The 22906-nt window shown below is 55.6% G+C and carries 22 protein-coding genes; 12 read left to right on the top strand and 10 right to left on the bottom strand.

The window, feature by feature from the left end; translation table 11 throughout:
• Positions 1–305: 305 nt before the first annotated feature.
• The 5 genes from BLT50_RS18015 to BLT50_RS17995 form a co-directional block, all read right to left on the bottom strand.
• The gene (locus BLT50_RS18015; RefSeq protein WP_090030572.1) at positions 306–722 is read right to left on the bottom strand and encodes a c-type cytochrome; all 417 of its coding nucleotides are present in this window, start codon (positions 720–722) and stop codon (positions 306–308) included.
• Between the two features lie 194 nt (positions 723–916).
• Positions 917–1354: a c-type cytochrome gene (locus tag BLT50_RS18010; protein ID WP_245723455.1), complete on the bottom strand. Its 438-nt coding sequence runs from the start codon at positions 1352–1354 to the stop codon at positions 917–919.
• 178 nt (positions 1355–1532) lie between these two features.
• Positions 1533–2165 carry a tyrosine-type recombinase/integrase gene (locus BLT50_RS18005; protein WP_090030577.1) on the bottom strand — a complete coding sequence of 211 codons (633 nt, stop codon included), beginning with the start codon at positions 2163–2165 and terminating at the stop codon, positions 1533–1535.
• A 718-nt stretch (positions 2166–2883) separates the two neighbouring features.
• Positions 2884–3702 (bottom strand): cobalamin B12-binding domain-containing protein, encoded by an 819-nt coding sequence (locus BLT50_RS18000; protein ID WP_139170577.1) that lies wholly within the window; start codon positions 3700–3702, stop codon positions 2884–2886.
• A gap of 401 nt (positions 3703–4103) precedes the next feature.
• Positions 4104–5720, bottom strand: coding sequence for a winged helix-turn-helix domain-containing protein (locus BLT50_RS17995; protein WP_090030566.1), 1617 nt, complete (start codon positions 5718–5720; stop codon positions 4104–4106).
• 103 nt (positions 5721–5823) lie between these two features.
• On the opposite strand from BLT50_RS17995, the gene BLT50_RS17990 reads away from it, so the two are divergent.
• Positions 5824–6123, top strand: a complete 300-nt coding sequence (locus BLT50_RS17990; protein ID WP_139170576.1) for a hypothetical protein — start codon at positions 5824–5826, stop codon at positions 6121–6123.
• Positions 6124–6689: 566 nt separating this feature from the next.
• Entirely contained in the window at positions 6690–7301 is a 612-nt protein-coding gene (locus tag BLT50_RS17985; protein WP_139170575.1) for a glycine zipper 2TM domain-containing protein, read from the top strand.
• Between the two features lie 302 nt (positions 7302–7603).
• On the opposite strand, the gene BLT50_RS17980 is transcribed toward BLT50_RS17985, so the two are convergent.
• Together BLT50_RS17980 and BLT50_RS17975 are read right to left on the bottom strand one after the other, a co-directional pair.
• A complete protein-coding gene (locus BLT50_RS17980; protein WP_090030561.1) occupies positions 7604–8404 on the bottom strand; it encodes a hypothetical protein in 801 nt (266 codons plus the stop codon).
• Between the two features lie 76 nt (positions 8405–8480).
• Positions 8481–8867 (bottom strand): hypothetical protein, encoded by a 387-nt coding sequence (locus BLT50_RS17975; RefSeq protein ID WP_139170574.1) that lies wholly within the window; start codon positions 8865–8867, stop codon positions 8481–8483.
• A gap of 183 nt (positions 8868–9050) precedes the next feature.
• On the opposite strand from BLT50_RS17975, the gene acsA reads away from it, so the two are divergent.
• Genes acsA through BLT50_RS17955 form a run of 4 tightly spaced genes read left to right on the top strand, consistent with a single transcriptional unit; the run spans position 9051 to position 14195 of the window.
• Positions 9051–10772: an acetate--CoA ligase gene (acsA, locus tag BLT50_RS17970; protein WP_090030559.1), complete on the top strand. Its 1722-nt coding sequence runs from the start codon at positions 9051–9053 to the stop codon at positions 10770–10772.
• Entirely contained in the window at positions 10769–12766 is a 1998-nt protein-coding gene (gene pdhA, locus BLT50_RS17965) for a pyruvate dehydrogenase (acetyl-transferring) E1 component subunit alpha (RefSeq protein ID WP_090030557.1), read from the top strand. The genes acsA and pdhA overlap by 4 nt, the downstream gene beginning before the upstream one ends.
• Positions 12766–13953: a dihydrolipoamide acetyltransferase family protein gene (locus tag BLT50_RS17960; RefSeq protein WP_090030555.1), complete on the top strand. Its 1188-nt coding sequence runs from the start codon at positions 12766–12768 to the stop codon at positions 13951–13953. The genes pdhA and BLT50_RS17960 overlap by 1 nt, the downstream gene beginning before the upstream one ends.
• A gap of 35 nt (positions 13954–13988) precedes the next feature.
• On the top strand, positions 13989–14195 hold the full coding sequence (locus BLT50_RS17955) for an acyl carrier protein (RefSeq protein WP_245723454.1): 207 nt from the start codon (positions 13989–13991) through the stop codon (positions 14193–14195).
• 518 nt (positions 14196–14713) lie between these two features.
• On the opposite strand, the gene BLT50_RS19425 is transcribed toward BLT50_RS17955, so the two are convergent.
• Together BLT50_RS19425 and BLT50_RS17950 are read right to left on the bottom strand one after the other, a co-directional pair.
• Positions 14714–14872 (bottom strand): hypothetical protein, encoded by a 159-nt coding sequence (locus BLT50_RS19425; protein WP_175491529.1) that lies wholly within the window; start codon positions 14870–14872, stop codon positions 14714–14716.
• Entirely contained in the window at positions 14872–15168 is a 297-nt protein-coding gene (locus BLT50_RS17950) for a hypothetical protein (protein ID WP_090030551.1), read from the bottom strand. Before BLT50_RS17950 ends, BLT50_RS19425 begins: the two co-directional genes overlap by 1 nt.
• 565 nt (positions 15169–15733) lie before the next feature.
• Between BLT50_RS17950 and BLT50_RS17945 the strand changes: the two genes are divergently transcribed.
• The 4 genes from BLT50_RS17945 to BLT50_RS19135 all read left to right on the top strand — a co-directional run bounded on the left by BLT50_RS17945 (position 15734) and on the right by BLT50_RS19135 (position 20408).
• A complete protein-coding gene (locus BLT50_RS17945) occupies positions 15734–18511 on the top strand; it encodes an intermembrane phospholipid transport protein YdbH family protein (RefSeq protein WP_090030549.1) in 2778 nt (925 codons plus the stop codon).
• A gap of 44 nt (positions 18512–18555) precedes the next feature.
• On the top strand, positions 18556–18786 hold the full coding sequence (locus tag BLT50_RS19810) for a YnbE family lipoprotein (protein ID WP_425433978.1): 231 nt from the start codon (positions 18556–18558) through the stop codon (positions 18784–18786).
• Entirely contained in the window at positions 18767–19150 is a 384-nt protein-coding gene (locus tag BLT50_RS19805) for a YdbL family probable chaperone protein (protein WP_090030548.1), read from the top strand. Before BLT50_RS19810 ends, BLT50_RS19805 begins: the two co-directional genes overlap by 20 nt.
• A 532-nt stretch (positions 19151–19682) precedes the next feature.
• Positions 19683–20408: a thermonuclease family protein gene (locus BLT50_RS19135; RefSeq protein ID WP_139170573.1), complete on the top strand. Its 726-nt coding sequence runs from the start codon at positions 19683–19685 to the stop codon at positions 20406–20408.
• A gap of 21 nt (positions 20409–20429) precedes the next feature.
• Here BLT50_RS19135 and BLT50_RS17925 read toward each other — a convergent pair whose 3' ends face one another.
• Positions 20430–21185 carry a Crp/Fnr family transcriptional regulator gene (locus BLT50_RS17925; protein ID WP_090030544.1) on the bottom strand — a complete coding sequence of 252 codons (756 nt, stop codon included), beginning with the start codon at positions 21183–21185 and terminating at the stop codon, positions 20430–20432.
• Between the two features lie 220 nt (positions 21186–21405).
• Here BLT50_RS17925 and BLT50_RS17920 point away from each other — a divergent pair, with 220 nt between their 5' ends.
• Both BLT50_RS17920 and BLT50_RS17915 read left to right on the top strand, forming a co-directional pair.
• On the top strand, positions 21406–21924 hold the full coding sequence (locus BLT50_RS17920) for a hypothetical protein (RefSeq protein WP_090030542.1): 519 nt from the start codon (positions 21406–21408) through the stop codon (positions 21922–21924).
• 22 nt (positions 21925–21946) lie between these two features.
• A complete protein-coding gene (locus BLT50_RS17915) occupies positions 21947–22432 on the top strand; it encodes a hypothetical protein (RefSeq protein ID WP_090030540.1) in 486 nt (161 codons plus the stop codon).
• Positions 22433–22906 lie beyond the last annotated feature (474 nt).

The following is a 22906-nucleotide window of genomic DNA, read 5'->3' as shown; positions in this document are numbered from 1 at the left end:
ACTTGGGGAAGAAGGGCTCAAGACGCGCCATCTGCGCATCCGTCAGCCAGAAAAGATCAGACATGCTCACCGCTCGGTTTTCGAAGCGTGAATCATGCTCCAACGCGGAAATCAATGGGTCCTGACCCTAAGCATAGAGAAGTTCTTTTCGGACTAGGGGCTATGCGAAACTAAAGGAAGAGAGAGTCCGATAGCAAAGGACAAAACGAAAGCCGTTCGGGCTAATCTTCACCCGAAATGCGACTTTGGCATGTTTAGAAAGGATGTACCCCCGTCATCAAACTCTTGGACGGGGGTACCCAGTATCATTTCTGGATCGACTCGAGGAAATAGACCAACGACAAAATCCGCCCCTGAACAATCTGTTCAGCATCGGCTTCGCTCATGTTGCGGTCCGCGAGCGTGTCCGCGACGAAGTATCCACCCCAGATAGGCATTTCAGAGTCACCATGCGCTTTTACGCCCAGTCCACTCGCGATGGATTTGTAGACTTCGGAAAATGGGAATGCGCCTCCGTTGCGTTCAGACAAAGTCGTCAGATCAGAAGGCGGAACCTTGAACAACTCTGCCGTGGTGCCGTTACCTGTGCCATCTTCACCATGGCAAATCGCACAGTTCGCATTGTAGGAAGCTTTGCCGAGGATTAACGCGGAATCCGCCGCATGCGCTGCACTCCCGCACGCAAGAGCAACCACCAAAGAAAAAGTTCGAAACCGTCCCATAATACCTCCGTTTTTCCGTTTCGGCCAAAGACCATGCGTCTCAGCCTTTTGAACAATTCGGTGCAATGGGGGTTTTCTTACCCCCAGCAACGTTTCGCATCACAAACGCACTATTTACGAGACATACGTGACCCACGTGAGGCAAATTGGAAAATCGGAATAGGAAGGCCTCACGCAAGGCGTTTTCAGTTTCATTATTCCTGGATCGACTCCAGGTATAACGCGAGTGAGAGAATGCGCCCTCGAACAGCGACTTCAGTGCCATACGGGCCGATTTCACCAACGAGAGGCGCTTTATACACAGCGCCCCAGACAGGCATGCCGGAATCCGTACCATGCCCACGCACGCCGGTCCGACCGTCAATGATTTGAATGACTTCAAGCATCGGGAATACGCCATCATTTGCAGCCGCGAGACCCGTGAGCGGCTTTGGTATCTTGAAGGCCAACGCGCTTGCAACAGGACCGACGCCTTTACCATCTGCGCCGTGGCAGGAGGCGCAAGAATTCATGTATTCCGTTTTTCCCGCTTCGTCGGCCCAAACCATCGTGCCCAATGTCAATGCAAGCACAGCACCCAATGCTGAGTAACGAGTTGCAGACCAATTCGAGACTTTAGTCACCATTTTCATTCTCCTCCCAAAATTCACTGAAGTTACTTTGACACAAACATCTGAAAATTTCGATGTTTATGTTCAAAGCTTCGCTTTCTTCTGGCTGTCCGCTTGGAGCTTCAAAACCGTCGCTGCATTCAGAAGTGAGCGATGCCTGGTTTGAGATGGCGGGCGTCTGCTGCCGCCCGCCAAGGCCTCAGATGTCGATCTCCTCTGCAATGCTCAGCGCGTCGTCGAGTTCGACGCCAAGGTATCTGACAGTGCTGTCAACTTTGGTGTGGCCGAGCAGGAACTGAACCGCGCGCAGGTTGCCAGTCTTCCTGTAAATCAATGCGGCCTTTGTCCGCCGCAGGGAGTGCGCCCCATAGGCGTTTGGGTCGAGGCCGATCGCGGATACCCAATCGCGGATGAGACGGGCGTATTGCCTTATCGACAGATGGGGCGAGCCATGGAATCTGCTCGGGAAAATGAACGCGCAACCCATCATTGAGGGTGACGAGACCCATTCAAGAACCGATTTTTGCGTGTTGTCCGACACTTCGAACTGTACCGGCCAGCCAGTCTTTCTCTGGATGACTGACACGCGGTCGCGGACTGAGCCGCCAACGACGAGGTCATTGACGCGCAGACGAACGAGATCACAACCGCGCAACTTGCTGTCGATTGCTAGATTGAACAGCGCCAAATTCCGTAGGTTATCTGCAAGTTCGAGCCTCGCTCGAATGGCCCAAACCTGTCTGGGCAGGAGAGGGCGTTTCTGGCCGATCAGTCGGCCCTTGTTCCATGGCGGACGTACGGGTCTCGTTGCTGGGAGCTGGATTTTGGACATGATGAGGTCTCCATCCAGCCCTCTCGCACCAAGCATCGGCACCGTGCCGACGCGGGTATCCTACCCTCCACGACCAACGGCCGCTTTGTGGCCGAACGAACAAACAGGCGCCGCTGCAGCGCAGTAGTCCGTTTTGAGCCCGACACTCCCCCTCAACGGGACGAGGTTCCGGGACATTCTGCGCACTGCCAGAAAAATGCCCCGAGCTGGCCAACAGAATTCCAAACAGGTCGCATATTTAAGCTGACATCGAAGGGTGGGGGACGCCGTCTCGAAAGCAAAGAAACATGATGAAGAACTTCACCACCGTATTATGGAGATACCCTGGCACCATTTATGTGGCCTTGTTGTGCATTGTGCTCGCGCTCGCCATTCAAAGCACGTGACGACAGGGGCAGCGCTGCAACACGTGGAAAAGAAGATGTATCACGGAGGGGACGTTCTTGACATTTCCGCAAACAGGCAGAGGGCGCGCCTAGTGGTTGCTCTTCACCTCTGTTCCGAGAATTCTGACTTTTCAGATACTTAGGTTTTCTTGCCCGTTTTCTGGGCTGGCAACTTGAGCCGTTACCAATCAACGGCTTATTCGCCGCTATTGCGAATTATCCACCGATTTACCAACAGATTCTGTGAAGAATTTGTAACGGCTGCCAAGTCACCAAAAACGAGCAGACCGCCAAACACACAGTGGCTTTTCAGCGGTGCGTTCTTCTCTCTTTCACTTCGGTTCCAGTCTAAGGTTTCGCGCAAATTCCAGCGCTTCATGCAAATCCGTCGCAACGCAATCCATCAGGCCTGATGTCCCTGAGGCCGCGAGGTCAACGGCAGCTGCCCCGCCCAGAATTATTGCAGGCGGATTGCGACCATTCTTGATCCTCGTCGTCACTGTCCGAATGTCGCTGAGGCGATCGTCCCGACCGGCCGTCAAGCCAAGCAGCGATACTTGTCTTGCCTCCACATCTTTAACAACCGCTTCGGGGTCCGCGTCCAGGATAAGGGTCACATGGTACCCTTGTTGCCGAAACGCTTCCGTCGCGATGATGACGCCAAGCGTATGTTTCTGACCCTGAAGGGTGGCAAACCGAATGCTCTCTTTCTGGGAGTTGGTAGCTGGGTGCATCCTCCGAACCATCGAGTGGATCCGCAGGATCGTTACCATTCCAAGGCTCACCTCGATGAAGGAAAGGTCGTCGGTTTCCCACGCCGCGCCCAGGCGCCGGGCTGCATTCGCAAACAGCGTGTCCGCGACCCTTTGGTAAGAGTGGCCATCTCGTACCGCGGCTTCGACCACGCTCAGGCCGGCCGCTGTATCGCCCTGCAGAACGTGTTCCAGGAATTCGTGCTGTAAGTCTTCATCAATCGGTAGGCGTTGATCATCATTGGCAACGGATTTCGACGAGGCAAGACGCCTGATCGCTTGCAGGGCAAGGCCGTGAACGGACGGTGCAGGGACATGGCCAACATGGGCATCCAGGCCATCTTCGGTGGCGGCTGTGGCACCACGCCTTTCAGAAGTCGATGAACGTCTTTCGATCACGGTCTGATCCCCCACTAGGAATAGCTTGGGTGGAATCACGGCCGTGCGTCAACGAGATCGATCAAATCAACTTGGCGAGAAATCTTGACTGCCATTCATCGCAATCGCGGCCATCTCCGCGGGTGTTCCCGACAAAAATCCCCACCACCTTGCAGTGATGGGGAAGTTGGGAAGGACACTTGTTTGCAAGCAAGCGCCTACAAGAAGGTTAACATAAAACGGCACATCCAAGAATTCCTAAATGGTGCTATCTCTGCAAAGTGGTCGTGCGGTTCTTCTGAAATGAAGTCGGACCAGAGCCAGACTTAGCCATGAAAGTACTTGAATTGCAGGCTAGGCTCTTGCCCTGAGGGCCTCGCTCCTCTCTAGGTCGGGCGTGGTATGGCACCGACTTGGACGTCCTATTCCGGCAAGCCGGCAAGCCTCAGTCCGTCAATGACCGCCTCTCGGTAAGGAGGGTGTTCGATATTGATCACCTGCATGATGTCGGTGATCGTGGCGGGGACGCCCAACGCCTCGTATTCCATGGCCAGCCATTCGGCGTCGTCCAGCCGTCCCATATGACCATAAGTTGCGATCAGGATCCGCAGGGCATTCTGGAGTCTCGGGTTGCGCTGGAGGAGTTCAGTTAGCGCAGCCTCTGCTGCTTCGTAGTCGCCGAGGTAGAAGTTAGCCAGTCCAAGTGGCATATAGTACCAATACGGGGGAACGGGATTGCGCGCGAAAGCTTCTGCCATGGTGTTCAGCCCATCCTCTGCCCGTCCATCGGCCACCTGCACGATCGCGTAGAAAGCGTAAGCGTCCGTGTAGTTTGGGTCGAGTTCGATGGCCCTCTCGAATGCGGCGCTGGCCCCTGCAAGGTCCGCGATGAAACTTCGGGACAAAAGCCGTCCGAGCGCGAAGTGAGCAAAGGGCAGATCGGGTGACAGGGCCACTGCCCTTTCCGCATGCAGCACCGCCCTCGCCAAGGTGTTCGTCACATCGCTTGTCCAGCCGTACTCGGCCCGCATGCTGAGTACGATCGAAAGTTGCGCGTGGGCTGCGGCATAATCTGGGTCACGTCGGATGGCCTCGGCAAAGGCCTCTTCCGCTTGTTCATTTTGGCTCGCGGTCAGGAAGCCGGCCAGCTCTTTGCCCCGAAGGTAATTGTCAAAGGCATCGACATCGCGCGTGCCCCGAACTCCCAGGCGTTCACGCTCTTGCTGGGACAGGCGGACCGACAATACGCGCACGAGTTCGGAGAGGACCGTCTCGTGGAAATCGAATACATCCGCTTCGGCTCCCGCATAGCTGTCAGCCCAGATGTTTTCGCCGTTCGCGCCGTCGATTAGCGCTGCCGTGATCCTTAGGGTCTGACCCTCGCGGCGCACACTACCGTCCACGAGGTAGGACACTCGCAATTCCCGGGCGACCTGTCGCGGATCGCTCGCACTCTGCGCGACTGAGAAGGATGCTGCGCGCGACACGACCCTAAGATCGGCGATCCTCGAGAGATTTACGATGAGCTCCTCGGCGAGGCCGTTGGAATAGTAGGCCTGCTCGGCAGTGCCGCTGAGGTTCTGGAAAGGCAGAACGGCGATCGACTGGACCTCCGATGCGACCTGCTGGCGAGGCGTGAGCAATAGCGCCGAAAGCGCGAGGGCAGCTAAGATTACCAGACCAGCGATCTGGACTGTCGTGAGCCGGGACGGGCGACGTGGCCGCGCGAGCGATACATCTAGGCGGTAGCCCTGTTTCGGTACAGTGCGCAGGAGAGCGCCCGCCTCCGGACCAAGTGCTTTCCGGATCTCCGAGATGCACTGGACGAGGCTGTCGTCGGTCACGTGGGTGTCCGCCCAGACCCGTTCCATAAGGCTGTCCTTCGAGACGAGCTCCCCTGCCTGTTCGCTCAGAACCGACAAAACGCGGAGTGATTGCGGGCGCAAGGACACCAAATTCCCGTCAGGGTCATGCAGCTCAAGTGGTCGCTGATGAAAACGAAACCTTTCAATATCAATAATTTGATCCGATTTCGGCATTTTTCGTGGCCGCTTTCGTGACTTTCGCTGTCGCTTTGATGCCCCACTGGAGGACGGCGCTCGTCCTGAAAGGGCGCTTCAAACCCAACCAATGGAGGACACGATGAAAAGTATTGCAAAATCCACAGCGTTTGTCGCCACTTTCGCACTTTCGGTGACAGTCGGCATAAGTGACTTACAGGCAGCCCCCGAGAACTGCCCGACGATCACCTTGCTGAACGTGAACGGCGAGCAGGTCGAACTACCCGCTGATACTGCCGCGCAAGTGACGATACTGCAGCAGTATGGTGCTCGGTATGCACGGTTGATCGACTTGATCCTCGAAGAAAACGCCAAGCCCGCATGGACCTTCTTGGAAGATTGCTCCCCACAAGGTGCTGACGTGCTTGCAACGACCGAGTGATAAAAGCCTGGCGGGCGAAACGAGTTCCCCGGTGGAGCCTGCCGGCCCTGATGTGAGCTGCCACGACCCGGATCCACAAACACACATGTCTGCTTCGTCCGCAACTCGGACATAGGTCTCGCAAGTGTCGCCGCACTCTACATGAACGTCCGCTGTTCTTACTGCATCGCAGCCCACGGATGGAGCGGTTTTGATGCCGCAACTGTGAACATCAAGGACGGAGCACTTCCGCTTTGGGCTCAGAGCCGACTTTCGCTGCAGCCTGGTAGAGTGACCGCTGAGCGGACAAAGCTGCCACTCGTAGCAGTGGGCAGTAGCAACCGGACTTAAAATTCATTGTGGTGATTAAGCGGTTAATCGCGCTGCCTATATGCGCACCACTCCTGAATTCTCGCGGCGGAGGGCTGTGATATTGAATAACAGTTGATGGCATAGCTAGGTAATCACAAGATCGAGCGAACCGACCGGATCACCGGCAAAAGCGGTTGTGTTGCGATACGAGGAACTGGTGAGAGCCATAGCGCGCAGGGATAAGCCCAAGTTGACCTGCATGAAGAGGAGCGAAAATGAAACTTTTGATGACAACAGCGACGGCCGTTCTGATTGCATCTCAGGCATTTGCTGGATCTTACGAGGTAAGATGCGAGACAAAAAAAGTGCCGTATCAGGAGGTCGTAAAAGGCGGAAGCCCCGAAAAAGTAATTGGTGGAGCGCTTGTTGGCGGCGTGATTGGGAAAGTTGTGACGGACAAAAATGCCGGTGCAGCTGCTGGTGCCATCGTTGGCGGGGTCATCGCCAATGAAACCAGCAAAAAGACCGTCACCAAATACAGAGAAGTCGAAACTTGCACAAATGTGTTCATTCCTGAGCGCATCACTGATGAGGAAAAGCTTCAAGAGGTCTTGCTGGACCTGAACGAAGGCAAATCCGTCAGCAAGGAAATAACAATGGACGCACAGTACACGATCGGCGTCGCCTATGATGGAAAGTGGGGGCCGAAATCTCGGCTGGCCGCAGAGAAGTATCTGGCGAATCTTGAGCCCGACGCACCGTTGTATTCACTGGTGGTCAATGATGTGGTCATCGTCAGTTCCGCCGACGTCAATGCGATCGATGAAATAAAGGAAGCCCTACTTGAAGCCGGCGTAGCCTCGCAAATCTTCGTTGATTTGCAGTGATCTATCCTACCGCACTATTTTGCCCAAGACAGTTGCGGCCAACGCACCTACCAGAGTACTCGCTCCAAAACTCTGAGTAGCCTTAGTCGCGTCAGCCAATGGCTCATGCGACATGCAGAAAAGGGAACTTTGGATTCTTTGCCGCCGCTTCGACAACCGCCTGTCGTATGAGCAAATGTCGATAGGTGCCAAGTAACTCTCGACATCAGGTTTGGACTTTGAATTTTTTTATGCTTTCAGAGGTGATGTGTCGGAACCCGCAGTATGCTAAAATTACACTATGGCAATCGCTGGACACCACTCTAAATCTCAGGCTGATGACGGGTCACGGTCTGAGCAGCGACCTCGACACACCTCGTCATCAAAGCGCCAAACACATTTGAAAACGTCATAGGAACCAGTACGACCAAACCGTGACCCAACGTATATCCAGGGTTCCGGTTCTTGAAAAAGGCCACGTCGGGTCTGTCTTTTCTTTGGTTCAATTCTTTTTCCTGTGGCGTTTCAATCGTCGTCCAACCGACATCGCGTATGAAAGGGTCGGTTTTTTCGACGGCAGGATCGGGAAAGCTTTCGATTAGTTCAAGCGCGATCGATTCTACGTCTTCGGTTGCTGCAGTGTCAGGACTTGGAAAAATCTTGCGAAAGTACTTGCAGAACAAGTGGTAGCTTGATGTGTGCACCAGCGTTCCCAGGTAGTAGATCGGCGTGAACGGATGTTTGAACTTTTCGACGATCGAAAACACGATCCCGAAACCATACGTCATGCCCCGTCCGCGATATTCGGGCAATAATCCAGCCTCGGCCCTGAGAACGAGCACGTTTCGGCCCCGCACCCTCCGGCGGAAACGGTGCACGGCGCAATATCCTACAATGCGTCCGTCAGTGGCAAGGAATGTCTGGATCACGGTGCGTTCGGCATCGGGTTCGATCACATGCCTGCGAAAGGCTTCGGCTGACACACCCGAAAAAATCCGGCAATGCACTTCATACAGCTGACGGGACAAGTCGTCACGCTCTTGCGGGGTCAGTTTTTCCGGCGCCACGGTTCTATGAAACACGATCACATGCGCTCCGCCCGAAGTGTTTGCGGGACTTTTCATCGGATCATGCGACCTTTTCCAGCGAGGGGTCTATTCCTGGAAAGGGCCTGGCTTCCTGCAGCCGCTCCGAAGAAGTTCACTGCCCCTCCAAGCGGAAGAAGACCGGGAAACGGCCGCCGTCTTCCCTAAGCAGAAAATAAAGGCCGCCGCGTCTGATGAAAACATCACAGTGGCTGCTATCGTCATGGAAATCGATGCATACTTTTCCGTCCGACTTAACCTCGAATACTCCGAGCCGCAGGGAAGATGTTGCCTCGTCGGTGAAAAGATAGGTGCCATTGTCCGAAAACAGGGACTGTCCGAGGCCGGGAAAACTCAGAACTCCAAAAGACGTCAGGTTGCTGGCTTCTTCGAAATTCAGAACATAGTCCGAAGCTTGGGAACTTTCCTCCCCTGCTGCACCGCCAGTGGAAAAGCCAAAAGACAAGGCAAGCCCAACAAACAGACCAGTGATCCGGGCCATTTCACCGCCCCCTTGTTCGACCTGACTGTCGCTGCACCGCGTCTGTGTGAACATTGCTGGAGCCACCGCTCTAACTGAGGTCAAGTTTTCGTGCGGACAAACCAAAGTCTGTCCTTATCTTGATTCATATCATTTACCCGTTCCGCGCCTCTCAACAAAGTTCTTCTTGAGGAGGACGCACTGATGGCTGGGGAAGGATCATGCGGCAAAACCGTGGATGCGGGAGCGCGATTGGCGCGTTCCGGTATCTGGGCGGAGGCGTGGGCACAGATCGACGCGCCCGACGGGATGGTCAATATCGCCTACGAAGGGCTCGACCGGCATGTGCTGCATGGCCATGGCTCCGAACTTGCGTTGATCTGGCTTGGAAAGGATGGCGTCCGGGTTGAATACAGCTTTGCCGACCTGGCAGCGCAGACGTCCCGGTTTGCCGGCGTATTGACAGATTATGGCCTGAAAGAAGGCGACAGCGTTTTCTCGCTAATGGGCCGTATCCCCGAACTCTATATCACAGCGCTTGGCACCTTGAAGGCGGGCCTCGTCTTCACCCCGCTGTTTTCGGCCTTTGGCCCCGAGCCGATCCGCACGCGCATGGAGATCGGGAATGCCCGCGTCCTCGTCACGACAGAGGCGCTTTACAAGCGAAAAATCGAACCTTTGCGGGCCAGTCTTCCATCGCTTGAACTCGTCCTGATCACCGGTAACGAAGCGCCTGAGGGATGCACTGCTCTCGGGCCGGCACTCGCAGCCGCGTCACCGGACATAGCAGTTGCCAACACAACCCCCGAAACCCCTGCCCTGATCCACTTCACCTCTGGCACCACGGGCAAGCCGAAGGGCGCGGTTCATGTCCATCAGGCCGTAGTTTATCACGCCTATTCGGGCCGCAAGGCGCTGGATCTGACGCCCGGCACGATCTATTGGTGCACGGCTGATCCGGGATGGGTCACCGGGACCTCTTACGGCATTATCGCCCCGCTCGTGAACCGGGCAACCATGATCGTCGTCGAGGCTGAATTCGACCTGGAACGCTGGTACGAAACGATTCAGCGCGAAAAGGTCGAGGTCTGGTATACCGCCCCCACAGCGATCCGCATGATGATGCGCGCGGGCGCCAAAGCCGCCATGCCCTATGATTTTTCTTCCCTCAGGTTCATGGCGAGCGTTGGCGAACCCTTGAACCCCGAAGCCGTGATCTGGTCAGAAAAAGTGTTCGGGCAGCCGTTTCACGACAATTGGTGGCAGACCGAAACGGGCGGCATCATGATCGCCAACCGTCCGGGCATGACGGTCAAGCCCGGATCGATGGGCAAGCCCCTGCCCGGCGTAGAGGCCAGCATTGTCGACAATGAGGCAAGCAACCTGCGCGAAGCGGGTGAAAACGAGATCGGTGAATTGGCGCTCCGGCCGGGGTGGCCCTCGATGATGCGCTCCTATATTCACGAACAGGCGCGCTATGACAAATGCTTTGCCGACGGGTGGTATCTGTCCGGCGATCTGGCGATGCGCGACGCGGATGGGTATTTCTGGTTCGTAGGACGCGCCGACGACCTTATCAAGTCTTCCGGGCACCTGATCGGCCCGTTCGAGGTGGAAAGCGCCCTGATTGAGCATCCCGCCATCGCCGAGGCCGGTGTGATCGGCATCCCCGACGAAACAGCGGGCGAAGTGGTCAAGGCTTATGTCACGCTGAACCCCGACTTTGCGCCATCCGACACGCTGGAACGCGACATCCGTGGGCATGCCCGCAAAAAGCTGGGGGCTGCCGTCGCTCCGCGCGAGATCATCTTTCGCAAGTCACTGCCCAAAACACGCTCGGGTAAGATCATGCGCCGGTTGCTGAAGGCCCGTGAACTGGGCCTGCCCGAGGGGGATATTTCCACGCTGGAGACCGATGAATCATGAGCGCGACCGACAAACCGAAACTGGACCGCGATCATGTACTTGCGCTTCTGTCGCACATGATGCGCATCCGAAAATTCGAAGATAAATGCGCCGAGCTTTACACGCAGGAAAAGATCCGCGGTTTCCTGCATCTCTATGACGGCGAAGAGGCTATTGCCGCGGGCATCATCCCGCTGCTTGGCCCTGACGACCGGGTCGTTGCGACCTATCGCGAGCACGGCCATGCCTTGGTGCGGGGCGTTCCCATGACCAGCGTGATGGCGGAAATGTACGGCAAGCAAGAAGGGTGTTCCGGTGGGCGCGGCGGGTCGATGCACTTGTTCGATGCAGACAGCAATTTCTATGGCGGCAATGCGATCGTCGGCGGTGGACTACCACTGGCCGCAGGCTTGGCACTGGCCGACCGAATGACTGATGCAGGGAACGTCACGGCCTGCTTCTTTGGCGAAGGCGCAGTTGCCGAGGGCGAGTTTCACGAAACGCTGAACCTGGCCGCGCTTTGGAACCTTCCGGTTCTGTTCGTTTGCGAAAACAACGGCTACGCAATGGGGTCGGCCATCGCGAGAACCGAGTCTCAGACAGAGATCGCCCAAAAGGCGGCCAGCTATGGCATCGCGTCACATCAGGTCGACGGGATGGACGTGGTCGCCATGGAAATTGCGGCGCGAAAGGCGATCCGTGACATCCGCGAAACCGGTAAGCCCGTTTTCCTTGAATGCGAAACCTATCGCTTTCGCGCCCATTCGATGTTCGATGCCCAGCTTTATCGGGACAAGTCCGAGGTCGAAGAATGGCGCAAGCGCGGCCCCATCGTCCGTTTCAGCACCTGGTTGCTTGGCAATCACCTTGTCCACAAGGCAGATATCGATGCGATCGAGCGCAGGTTGGACGACGAAATTGCTAAAGCAGTGGCTTTTGCCGAGGCAGGCACGGACGAACCGCTCGAAACCCTTGGCGACAACCTGCTCGGGCCCCGGGAAGATCAGCCATCGGCACCCGCGGCCTCCGGCAACATGGTCGAGATGACCTATCGCGAAGCGGTCAGGCAGGCGATCAGAGATGCAATGACACGCGACCCCAGGGTTTTCCTTATGGGTGAGGACGTGGGCGCCTATGGCGGCTGCTATGCGGTATCAAAAGGGTTGATGGACGAATTCGGCCCCGAGCGCATCCGTGACACGCCGCTGAGCGAAAGCGGGTTTACCGGGGCCGGTATCGGCGCGGCGGCGGCCGGAATGCGTCCGATCGTCGAGTTGATGACGGTGAATTTTTCATTGCTCGCGCTTGACCAGATACTCAATACCGCGGCAACGCTCCGCCATATGTCGGATGGCCAGTTTGGTGTGCCCCTGGTGATCCGAATGGCGACCGGAGCCGGCAAGCAATTGGCAGCTCAGCATTCCCACAGCCTGGAAGGTTGGTATGCACATATTCCGGGCCTGAAAGTGCTCGCCCCCGCTACGGTCCAAGACGCGCGCGGAATGCTGTGGACTGCGCTGCAAGATCCGGACCCTGTCCTGATCTTCGAGAATGTTATGCTTTACAACAGAACCGAAAACATCGATGCCAATGGCGATGCAGTGGATATTTCCCGCGCCATTGTCCGTCGTGCAGGGGCGGATGTCAGTCTGTTCACCTATGGCGGATCGCTTTTCAAAACGCTCGATGCCGCGGAAATACTGGCGCAGGATGGCATCGACGCCGAAGTGGTCGATCTTCGCACTCTGCGGCCGCTTGACGATGCCACGATCATGGCCTCGGTCAACAAGACGCGGCGTGCGGTGATCGTGGACGAGGGCTGGCGCAGTGTCTCGACCGCATCCGAGATATCTGCCCGCATCATGGAACAGGCGTTCTGGTCGCTCGATGCCCCGGTATCAAGGGTTTGTTCCGCCGAGGTGCCGATCCCCTACCCCAAGCATCTGGAAGACGCCGCAATACCGCAAACGCCTGCCATCGTAGCAGCCGTCCGGAAACTGATGGGGCGTGACTGATGGCCGTTTTCACAATGCCTTCCCTCGGTGCAGACATGGAGGCCGGGACGCTCAGCGAATGGCTGGTGGCGCCCGGCGACGAGGTCAGGCGCGGTGACAGCATCGCCGTGGTCGAAACCCAGAAAGGCGCAATCGAGATCGAATGCTTCGAGGAAGGTCGCGTTCAGGAGCTGCTGGCCGTCCCCGGCGCCGAACTGCCGGTCGGCGCACCGCTTGCCCTGATCCTTGCCCCCGGCGAAAGCGAGCATCCCACAACGCAAGCGCAAGAGGGTGGCGAAAGCCGACTGCCTACCGCGGCAGCCAGACAAACCGCCACGTCCGCCCCGCCGCCAAAGCCGGACAGCCCGACGCGTCGCGAGGCTTTTCTCCGCGTGTCACCCGCTGCGCGCATGCGTGCGAAAGAACAGGGTATCGACCTGTCGACGATCGAAGGCAGCGGCCCGGACGGCGCGATCGTTCTGGCGGATATCGGGAAACGGGCCCGGCCAGAGCCGTCCACTCGCAGCGAAAAACACAGCACGCAATTGGATGAAATGCGCAAGGTGATCGCCGCGGCGATGACCCGTTCGAAACAGACAATCCCTCATTTCTACTTGTCGCAGACCATTGACGTACAGCCCGCAATCGACTGGCTCGAGGCCCGAAACCGCGACGCGACTCCGGGCGAAAGGCTTCTTCTCGGGGCACTTGTCGTGCGAGCAGCGGCCCTGGCGGCGGTAAAGGTGCCATCGCTCAACGGGCATTTCGTCGATGGCGCCTTCCGACCGTCGGCAGAGGTCAACGCGGGCATCGTAATCGCCCTGCGCGGCGGCGGGCTCGTCGCGCCTGCCTTGAACGATGCCGTGGGGCTGAGTTTGGACGAAACCATGACCGGCATGCGCGACCTAGTCAGCCGAGCGCGCGCCGGAAGGCTGAAATCTTCGGAAATGGCAGGTGGCACGATCACGATATCAAGTCTGGGTGAAACCGGAGCCGAAACCATGACCGGCGTGATCTTCCCGCCGCAGGTTGCGCTTGTCGGCGTTGGAGCACCGCAACTAAGGCCCTGGATCGTTGCGGGGAAAATAGTGCCGCGCATGTTGATCAACGTTACGATTTCAGCCGATCACAGGGTCAGCGATGGTCGTCAGGCCGCCAAGTACATTGCTGAATTCGAAACCCGTATCGAAAGGCCCGAAACGTTATGACCGAGGAAGAAATACGCAGGGCATACATTGAAGAGTTGACCGAGGTAGCGCCCGATATAAGCCCGGATGAGATTGGGAACGAGGCGCACATACAGGACGATCTGGACCTCGACTCGATGGATATCCTGAACTTCGTAACTGCATTGCACGAACGGCTTGGCATCGACATCCCCGAGCCCGACTACCCCCGGATCGCGACGCTTGGAAAGGCAATCCGATACCTGGGCCAGAGGCTGGCGTAGCAACGCACCGCCGTTCAGGCCGACAAGGCCAACATCGGTTGTACACCGTGCCTTGGCAGCGACGTAGTGTATCGTGGGCGCTCGTGTTTGCAGAGGCTATGACGACACACCATATTCGCCAGTCGCTTCGCGCATAGAGGCTCTTTCGTTGAGCACATCGCCTTGCGCGCGCCTTCCGAGGGTACGGATGTTTTGCTTTGATACAGTGCTGCAGGCATGATCTGAAGGCGCATTCGACCTCCTGTATCCCAGTGCTGGCTTGTGTCTGAGTAAGCCTGGCCCCCTGAAGGCATTCTTCGATCAGGCTCCGAAATTCTACCCCTAAAGACTGACAGGTAGAACCTGAGTTCACTCGAGTGAATGCTCCTTTCACTCGGACACGAACCCGGCGCATGTGCCCCAGACTTTAGGTGATCCCAGGGCACATAATTTTCGATTTAGGCTATAGGATGTCCTCCGCTGCTCCGAAGAGCAGATCGAAGCTGATCCAAAGCACTTGGTCTCCGCCGAAAAAGAGCTCAATCACTTCTTGAGTCCTTTACGAGGAAGGTTCCCGCCAGCAACAGCATGCCCAGGATGAGCAAGTGCTGTATCAACGCAGCTGCCAAGTTCATGGCACTAGCTACGATGGCCAGGAGGATGCAGATGTAGCCGACGATCGTGATGAACTTCAGCATTAGCTGTCCTCGGAACCAGTGGGCTCCTCGAGCAGATCATCTACTGAATCAACGCGAGTCACTTCACCGTTCCTGGAGTCATCCAAGGCAGCGGCGGTCTCCGCGTTCGGTTCATCGTCAGCCGGGTCTGGCTGTTCTTCCTCGATCTCGGACTTGATCCCGTCCTGCAGAGCCGTGGAGGCGTCCGAGCACAGGCGTCCGATATTCGGGTTGATCCGACGGATGTTCTCGCCAGCCCGCGTGAGAGCACGCTCGACCAGGTCATACTGTTCGTCGGACAGAGAAATAACCTTCATGGGTCTTCCTTCAGGCGCGTTAGAATACTCACCGTTAGGGTTTAGGGTCGCTTAGTCTGCGCCGACAACTTTGGAAGGGATGGTCACTAGGATTAGATCTTGGCCCAACAGGTCATTCTGGCTCCAATTCTGACCAAGAAATGACTTCCCGAGTGCTGGAAGATACCAAGCGTGGCCTCAAACACCTAAAGGCTAGAGTTAAAACCACTTCGCGACGTTTTGTTGTTGTTCCAGAGAGAAAGTTGGCGACTAGGTTCGGTTGCCCTGTTCCGACACACGAAGAAATTGGCCCGTCGCGCCGAGGACGCAACAGGCCAGACCATCTCAAATGTTCCCTCACGAATTCTTCCACGATACAAGCCGGCTGTGTCCGTTTTATGGCATGCACGCCCACCCGTAGGATGCTTAAGTACGGAATATGACTGTTTTGACCCAATGGGCGCTGCCTTAGGGTAAGACGCCGGTTGATCTTGAAAGCTTTTCCGCGAAGTCTTCGTGTAGTCGGGCCGCCACGGAGGCGTACGGCGAACTCGGCACGGGGATCAAGCGTTTCTGGAGCTAAATCATGCTACGCCGACATTACGCCATTCTTACTATATTGGTGGTATGCCTGATAGCGGCTGCTACCTTCTTGTTTCGGAATGATGCGGTGGAGGGGCTCTTAAAGTCTTCGCTTTCAGATTACGGAATTTCAACGGAAAAACTAGGCGTAGTAAAGGTTTCACATCGGACGATAGTCATTGAGAATACGCGTCTCAAAGAGATCCAGATTGAATTCCCAAGGGTTGAAGCTTTCTACACCATCGCAGGGCTGGTTTCCGGAAAAATTGATAAAGTCGTCGTAAGTGGATCCAAGGCCGATGTGCAAGCCTTTAACCGTTTAGATTTTTCACAAGTGCTTTCATCTTGGGAAGAGCCGCGTGGGTCTCTGAAAATTGGCACACTACAATTTGAAAACGGGCAGATCGACTTCGGGCCACGAGTTTCCATCCAAGCCGAAGTGAATGGACAAATCGACTTTGACACTGGTGAAGCGCGAGCCGAAATCGAAGTAGTTTCTCGAATCTCAAACGCACATCTCGTTCTTAATACCGATAGCCTAGCGGCTGGCTCGAGAGTGTTTGTCACCGGGCAGGGGTTAGTCTCCTTTGAGGATTTGGCACCTTTGACGGTACCATACGCTGGGGGAGCAACTGGCCAAGCCGTATTCGATTTCGGGGGCAGCTTCAGCCTTCGTGACATTATGGAGAGCATTGAGAGGAAATCGGCACCAAATCTAAGTTTACGCGGCGATTTCCAAATTGCTGGCCTCGAGTGGCCTTCGGGGCCAACGAACGTAACGACAGACCTAAGTTGGCAGCTAGATAAGAAAGGCGAGGCACTTGAACTCAAGCTCGACGAGCCCGCCCCTTTTGCAGGCCTGCGGGAGAATTCGGCGCCTGGATTTTTCGAAATCGGGAATTATGCAGTGCCATTTTCCGGCGAGATATCAAATGTTGCGCCGCTTCTTCGTTGGCAATCAACGGAGGAAGGTGGTCGGGTGGAGCTTAATGGCATGCTTGCCTTGGCCAACGAAAGTGCTGAGGGCAAGGCAGATATCAAAATACGCTTTGACCACGATCAAGATTGGAAACTTCGGGAAGCCCCGGAGATTTGGATGACCGCCGAAGGTCACGCTATTCCAGCAAGAGCAGGCGACTTCCGCGGAGTAATCACGCGACTGAATACTCAGCTCGAAGGTCATCTGAGCCTGACAGGCGCCATTAACGCCGCCGGGCCAGTTCAACTGCAATTGGACGACATCATCGGTTCTCGCTTTTCAGCCAGCACACTCGATTTGCAGGCTGAGATCGATCTCGGCGGAACCCGTGAAAATTGGGCGGCATCCTTGAGTTCCCCTGGGCTACTCAGGCTCCAGGAGGGCCTTATACCAAACCTTGTGAGACTGGATGAACCACTAGAGTTCACTTTTGAAGAAGCTTCCTTTTCACAAACTGGTACTGCGTACTCTGCGAAAGCGGCCGGAGGTTTCCAAGGTGATGACGGTGCTCTACTTGCCGCAGACGCCCAACCGCGCGTTTTCAAGGATGTAGGTGGCCACTTTACGCTCAATTTGGAAACCAGAGACAAAGTCAGTGGCGCATTTTCGCTTTCGGAGGGTCGCATCGAATGGCCTGCCGAAGCGGTCCGGATTTCGGAGTTAGAATTTCTTGTGCCGTTTCAGGCTGAAGCTATCGACGCTCCAATCTCCATTTCCGGGGGATTGAGCGACATGCAAACGCCACCTCGGTATGCTTCAATTGCGATCGATGCTGAAGCAACAAAGTCCGCGGATCAGATGTTGCTTCATGGTTTCGTATCAGCAATGGAGCGGGGCGTACGCCTGCCTCTTGACGGCGTGATAAATCTTGCCGAGCTTTCTGCCGATCTCAAGATCGGGCCAGGGCAGGTAAACTTTGAAGAGGACGGCATTCAGCCGGGAAACCTGCTTAAAGTGTTCAGCAGCTTAGAAGACGTAAAGGGTGGCGTTGAGGTGAACCTTGACGTGAAGTTGCGGCCTGGAGAGGCTTTGCGCACATTCGCCAGCTTGGAATTTCTTGATCTTTCTGCAGCACAAGGCGATCTCGCGGTTTCAAAGCTTTCCGGCACGCTTAATCTGGCAGAACTGTTTCCTATCCGGAGCGACGGTGCCCAAAGCCTGTTAGCAGGTTCCGTGATTGCAGGCGTTCCCGTCGCTGGGGCCACGGCGAACTTCACGATCAGGTCACGCGAGGGCCTTCCCATCTTTGACCTGCACAGTGGCAGCGGGACCATCGCCGGTGGAACAGTCTCGCTGCGCGATGAAGCGTGGGACGTATCCTCGGACAAGAACTCTTTTCGCGTCCGAGTGCGCAACCTGAACATAGAAACGCTGCTTCGAGAATGGAGAGTTGAGGGCATCTCGGGGGCCGGGCGACTATCGGGTACGATCCCAGTCTCTATCAGCGAGAGGGGACTTTCGATCAGGGGCGGTCGCCTTGAAGCCGCGGGGCCAGGTGTGCTTCGAGTTGATTGGGGATCGGCACGGGAGCGGCTCATGCGGTCTGGTGAGCAGGTCGCTCTCGCAGTGACGGCCCTTGAAAGCTTTAGTTATCAAGCGCTCGCAATCGATATCTCGAAGCCGGTTGGGGGAGAACTGGCCTTTGCAATTTCACTCGATGGCGCAAACCCCTCAGTCCTTGATGGGTACCCTTTTCGGTTCAATATTACGCTGCGCGGACGGCTGGAACCCATACTTGACGCGGTCCGCGAGGGGCGACGGATAGGTGGTAGCCTATTCTGGGGCGGGTTTGGTTCTCAGTAACGAAATGTCGACTCGACGAAGGCCTTTCTTCTTGTATGCTTTGAATGGAGACATGCCGTTCAGAGATGCATGGGATAACGTCAATGCACTTTCCACGACTTGCTATTGTTTCATTGGCGTTTCCGCTGCTTGTGGCATGTCAGCCGACGGTACGCGTCGAAGCTCCAAAGGAACCAATTACAATCAATCTCAACGTCAGGATCGACGCCGAGGTGAAGGTTAAACTTGAGGAACAGGCGGAAAAGGATATTCGCAATGAGCCAGACATATTCTGATCGCCGGCGGTTTCTAATTTCCGGATACCGGTTCTGTCTCGCAACTATGTTCGGACTGTCGGGCGCTGCTATGCTCCCGGCCACAGCCTACGCTACCGACGCACTGGATACATACAGAGCACAAGGTATCATAGTCGAGCGTTTCGACGGGTTCGTTGAGCTGCGAGACGGTAGTGCACCTTCTGCTGCGCGCGCACTTGTGACAGAAGTTAACGCGAAAAGGCGTGCGATATATCAAAAAAGGGCGGCGGAACAGAATGTATCAGTCGACGCGGTAGGCAAGATCTTCGCTTCAAAGATTGTCGAAACAGCTCCCGCAGGGACCTTATTCCTTCAGCCGGGTGGTGGTTACGTCAAAAAGTAAATGCAAGCCACTTGGTCTCTGGTTTCGCCTGTCTACGAAAAACACCCGCGGTGATTTCCGCGGGTGCATTATTTGAACGAACTGCTTTGAGGCTTAGCCTCCGTTGCCGTTCCCAGAGCCCCCGCCCCCGTTTCCTCCTCCAGCGCCGACACCCTGTCCGGCTGAGTAACCGCCGTCTGCACGATCAAGCATGGTTCCTTCCAGTTTCCCTCGTGCACCCTGAACCATCACACCAAGCATTTCGTCTTCACCAGGCGTATCCTCGCTCTGAGCGAGGTTCTCTTCATGATATTGCATGTCCAAGTCATCCTCGTCTGTCGCCCATGGGTTTGCGTGTCCCGCGATGAGCGGTGAACACGATAGGCTTGTAACGACCGCCGCTAGAAACAACTTTTTCATTACAGGTCTCCAAAATTCATATCTCAAATTCGTGATATGATGACGGCCACTGATAACCAAGGCGGGGTATGTGCTAGTGGCGAAATATCGCCCAAGCGATCGTAAGTGGACACCTTATTTGCGGTAGCCACTCTTGATCACCGAAGACGCCGTGAGCCTCAAACCCCCACTCGATAATCTTCGCATTGCCAAAATCTTGCCTGACTCGCGCGCTATTCATGCGTGTATTCAGGGTGTGGAACACAGTAGGCTTTCTATGTTGGAAAATTGGGCTTTCGAGAACTCAGACACCTTGTCTTTAGTGCTGCTCGCCATGTCAGGCGTCGTCGTCACCATCGTTCTCATTCGTTTTGCCAATACGTTTTTTCAAACGGTTACCGAGCGACGGGAAATCTACTCTAACGTCATCCCAATTACGCGCGCGCATAAATCGAAGAGCGCGCCCCAACTGAAGCAGAGTAAATCTGTTATTCACCCCGCATTCATTCTGCTTACCTTGTTGGCTGCGGCCTTGGGCATGAACGTTTTACTGAGCCCAGGGAGAGGTATTGTCAGTTCATCATCTAGGCAAGTGGAACAAAGGCTTGTCGGAATTGTCACACATGTTCGCGATGGCGACACGATTGAAGTTCAGGGAAAACCGATCAGATTGGCGAAGCTTGATTGCGCAGAAGAAAATACTTTGCAGGGCAGGGTTGCAACACGGCGTATGCACACTCTGACAAAAGGCAAATCACTTACCTGTCGACTGTCCGGTCGGAAAAGTTATGATCGCTGGATCGGAGAATGCACGTTACGCGATGGCCGCGATCTCGGCAGCGTTTTGATACAAGAAGGTTACTGCAAACAGTGGCGCTAAGCCTCCAATGCTCTCTTGTATCTAGTGGATAGTGCCGCCGTCGTCATCGATACCGGCAGCTATCTCCAAGCGGCGATAATTAAATATCGTTATTACACGCGAGTTCCGGGCGCTCAAGATGCCTGCTCTTTCGAGATGCGTGAACTCGCGACTGACCGTCTCCGTACTCATGCCGAGGAAACTTCCGATCCGCTCTCGCGTAATCGGCAAATTAACCCTGAGCTCATTTGTGCCGGGGAGGGAGGCATCAAACCCGATCTTTTGCGCCACCCGGACAATAAGGTAAGCTAATCGCTCTGTAGAAGATCGTCTTCCAAGGACCGTTAGCCAATTCCGTGCGCGCTCGAGGTCTCCAAGTTTCATGTTCAGGAACCGGAGCCTCAACTCCGGGAGTTCACGCAAGAGGCTGTCAAACAGCTCGGACGAAACGCAGAAGATCTCAAGGTTAGAAAGTGCCGTTACGCTGTATTTCGAGGTTTCCTGGAGATGATTACCGATCACATCGGGAGGACGAAGAAGGGATACGCCTTGTACACGGCCATCTGCCAGGCTGATCTCCTGCGCTGCGACTCCGGTTATGATCGACCCAAAAAATGGCGCCTTGTATCCCTCCATGGCGATGACGGCGCCGGGTTTAAATGTCCGGACAGCATACGAACAACTTTTCTGGTTCAGAATTTGCAGAATGCATGCGCAAAACAAGTTCTCGGTTTCGCCGCTGCACTTTGGGCAAGCGCGCCCCTCGAAGGATTTGCTATGGACTAAACCTAAAGACATGTCTGCCCTGTGCTTCGAATGACTTCCTCAATTGCAAGCAAGAATCAAAAGGTACTGTGCGATTACACCTTTAACGCTAGAAAAAATCCCTATTCATACAAATTTTTTAACATGAACTTCTCGCACCCGGACTGGCTGTATCGGCGATGAGTTGGAATTATTGAATGGTGTGGAAATCCCGATAAGATGCTTTGCATTCATTCCTTTGGGAGGTTTTTCCATGCTTAGAGCAATCGCGCTTGTCTCTTCCATTGCAATGATGCCCGTGACCGCGTCTGCCGACACATTCGGCACGATTTCTGCAAGCATTGACGGGGATACCCGAACCTGGTTCGTGACCGAGCAAAGTGGCGAGAGCCAGTCAAGCTGGGCCAGGATCATGCCAGGGTCATTAACTGGCAGTAACTTCACGCTCTGGGGTAATCCGGACAAAACGCAGCTGGCAGCCACAAAGGGCGCACTCATACTTGGGGCTGTGCTCATGCCGGGCGCCGGCGGCTTCACGGCAATCCCCGATGTGCAATACCTCGAGAACGGGTTCTCGGCCTACTGGGCCTCTGTCGAAGACGATCCAGCGGAAATGAACCTCGCCGAAGTCGAAGAACAGGGTGAAAGCCTGCGGGTCTCTGGCGACTTCAGTGCACGGTTATACTTCAGGTCCGGCGCTGGTCAGACACCGGATCGGTCCCGCATGATAACGGTCAGCGGTACGTTCAAAGCAGCCATTCCCGCTGAATGAGCAATCCGCCTAGGACACGCCCATGAAAGTCACACGCAATACCCAAGACCAGCTTATTATCGAGGAGCGGCCGTGGTTCACCGGAATTGGTATCAGCGCACTCACTCTCTTTTTCACCGGGGCTGGTGTTTTCTCGGTGCTCGGCGGCGAGTTTGGCGGCCTGATTTTCTTTGTCGGCACCGCCTTGGGCGCGTTGGCATTCTGGGCCTTTGTGCGCCGTCTCATGGTTATATTCGATCGCCACGGTGTGCAGATCGAGATCCGGCGGAAATGGGTTGGCGGCCAATCTGTCGAAACACTGGATCTCAAAGCTTTGCGAAAAGCTGACGTGGAGGTTCGCGAAACCTACAGGCAGGGAAAGATACGGCGAACGAGCCGGCCAACACTTGTCATGTTTGCAGATCATGACCCGCAGAAAATCGCCCTCGTTGAGCATTTCAGCGGGGGGCGCAGTTCGCAAATCGTAGCCGATGAGATCAACGAATGGTTGGCACAGGCTGCTGGTTGATTGATCCGTTCCCAAGAAGGATTCTCAAGAGCAGAAGAATGTGCTAGGGATACGTTACCAGTATTTTCATCTTTATCTCCCTATGGAACTCCCTTGGCTTGTAGCCAAGGGTTTTTCTTTGCTTCGGCCTCGTCGTTCTGCTGGTTTCATGCAGACGAGGGGGCACGCTCAGTTATCTCTGACAAAAGAAAACCCGCGTCGCTAGAGCGACGCGGGCGACTGCAGCAACAGGGTCCAAGCCCCGCTGAAATCATTTACCTTTTGACAGCCTCTTAACCAGTTCCTGACCTTGCAACACGGCCAGCGTCGGTCGTAGGCGTTATCTACCTTCAGAAATCTTCATGATGTGAACGTGGAGTGCGGCTTCCCCCAAAAATGCTGAGCCTCCCCAACTGAACTGGTCCACCACTATGTTTAGGAAACGGAGGACCGAGAATGGCAAACAGGCGACCCAAGCCCGAAGAGATTGTCTCG

This window comes from Lutimaribacter saemankumensis, assembly GCF_900100005.1.
Taxonomy (GTDB): Bacteria; Pseudomonadota; Alphaproteobacteria; order Rhodobacterales; family Rhodobacteraceae; genus Lutimaribacter; species Lutimaribacter saemankumensis.
This window is presented reverse-complemented; position numbering and strand designations above follow the sequence as displayed.

Bases quoted from the DNA above. Each gene is read 5' to 3' on its own strand.
- BLT50_RS19805 (WP_090030548.1), top strand. From the start codon at position 18,767: ATGAGCCAGACATATTCTGATCGCCGGCGGTTTCTAATTTCCGGATAC.
- BLT50_RS17985 (WP_139170575.1), top strand. From the start codon at position 6,690: ATGAAACTTTTGATGACAACAGCGACGGCCGTTCTGATTGCATCTCAG.
- BLT50_RS17925 (WP_090030544.1), bottom strand. From the start codon at position 21,185: ATGTCTTTAGGTTTAGTCCATAGCAAATCCTTCGAGGGGCGCGCTTGC.
- BLT50_RS17980 (WP_090030561.1), bottom strand. From the start codon at position 8,404: ATGAAAAGTCCCGCAAACACTTCGGGCGGAGCGCATGTGATCGTGTTT.
- BLT50_RS18010 (WP_245723455.1), bottom strand. From the start codon at position 1,354: ATGAAAATGGTGACTAAAGTCTCGAATTGGTCTGCAACTCGTTACTCA.
- BLT50_RS17960 (WP_090030555.1), top strand. From the start codon at position 12,766: ATGGCCGTTTTCACAATGCCTTCCCTCGGTGCAGACATGGAGGCCGGG.
- BLT50_RS19810 (WP_425433978.1), top strand. From the start codon at position 18,556: ATGGAGACATGCCGTTCAGAGATGCATGGGATAACGTCAATGCACTTT.
- pdhA (WP_090030557.1), top strand. From the start codon at position 10,769: ATGAGCGCGACCGACAAACCGAAACTGGACCGCGATCATGTACTTGCG.
- BLT50_RS17990 (WP_139170576.1), top strand. From the start codon at position 5,824: ATGAAAAGTATTGCAAAATCCACAGCGTTTGTCGCCACTTTCGCACTT.
- BLT50_RS18005 (WP_090030577.1), bottom strand. From the start codon at position 2,165: ATGTCCAAAATCCAGCTCCCAGCAACGAGACCCGTACGTCCGCCATGG.
- BLT50_RS17975 (WP_139170574.1), bottom strand. From the start codon at position 8,867: ATGGCCCGGATCACTGGTCTGTTTGTTGGGCTTGCCTTGTCTTTTGGC.
- BLT50_RS17950 (WP_090030551.1), bottom strand. From the start codon at position 15,168: ATGAAGGTTATTTCTCTGTCCGACGAACAGTATGACCTGGTCGAGCGT.
- BLT50_RS17920 (WP_090030542.1), top strand. From the start codon at position 21,406: ATGCTTAGAGCAATCGCGCTTGTCTCTTCCATTGCAATGATGCCCGTG.
- BLT50_RS17945 (WP_090030549.1), top strand. From the start codon at position 15,734: ATGCTACGCCGACATTACGCCATTCTTACTATATTGGTGGTATGCCTG.
- BLT50_RS17915 (WP_090030540.1), top strand. From the start codon at position 21,947: ATGAAAGTCACACGCAATACCCAAGACCAGCTTATTATCGAGGAGCGG.
- BLT50_RS17995 (WP_090030566.1), bottom strand. From the start codon at position 5,720: ATGCCGAAATCGGATCAAATTATTGATATTGAAAGGTTTCGTTTTCAT.
- BLT50_RS19425 (WP_175491529.1), bottom strand. From the start codon at position 14,872: ATGCTGAAGTTCATCACGATCGTCGGCTACATCTGCATCCTCCTGGCC.
- BLT50_RS18015 (WP_090030572.1), bottom strand. From the start codon at position 722: ATGGGACGGTTTCGAACTTTTTCTTTGGTGGTTGCTCTTGCGTGCGGG.
- acsA (WP_090030559.1), top strand. From the start codon at position 9,051: ATGGCTGGGGAAGGATCATGCGGCAAAACCGTGGATGCGGGAGCGCGA.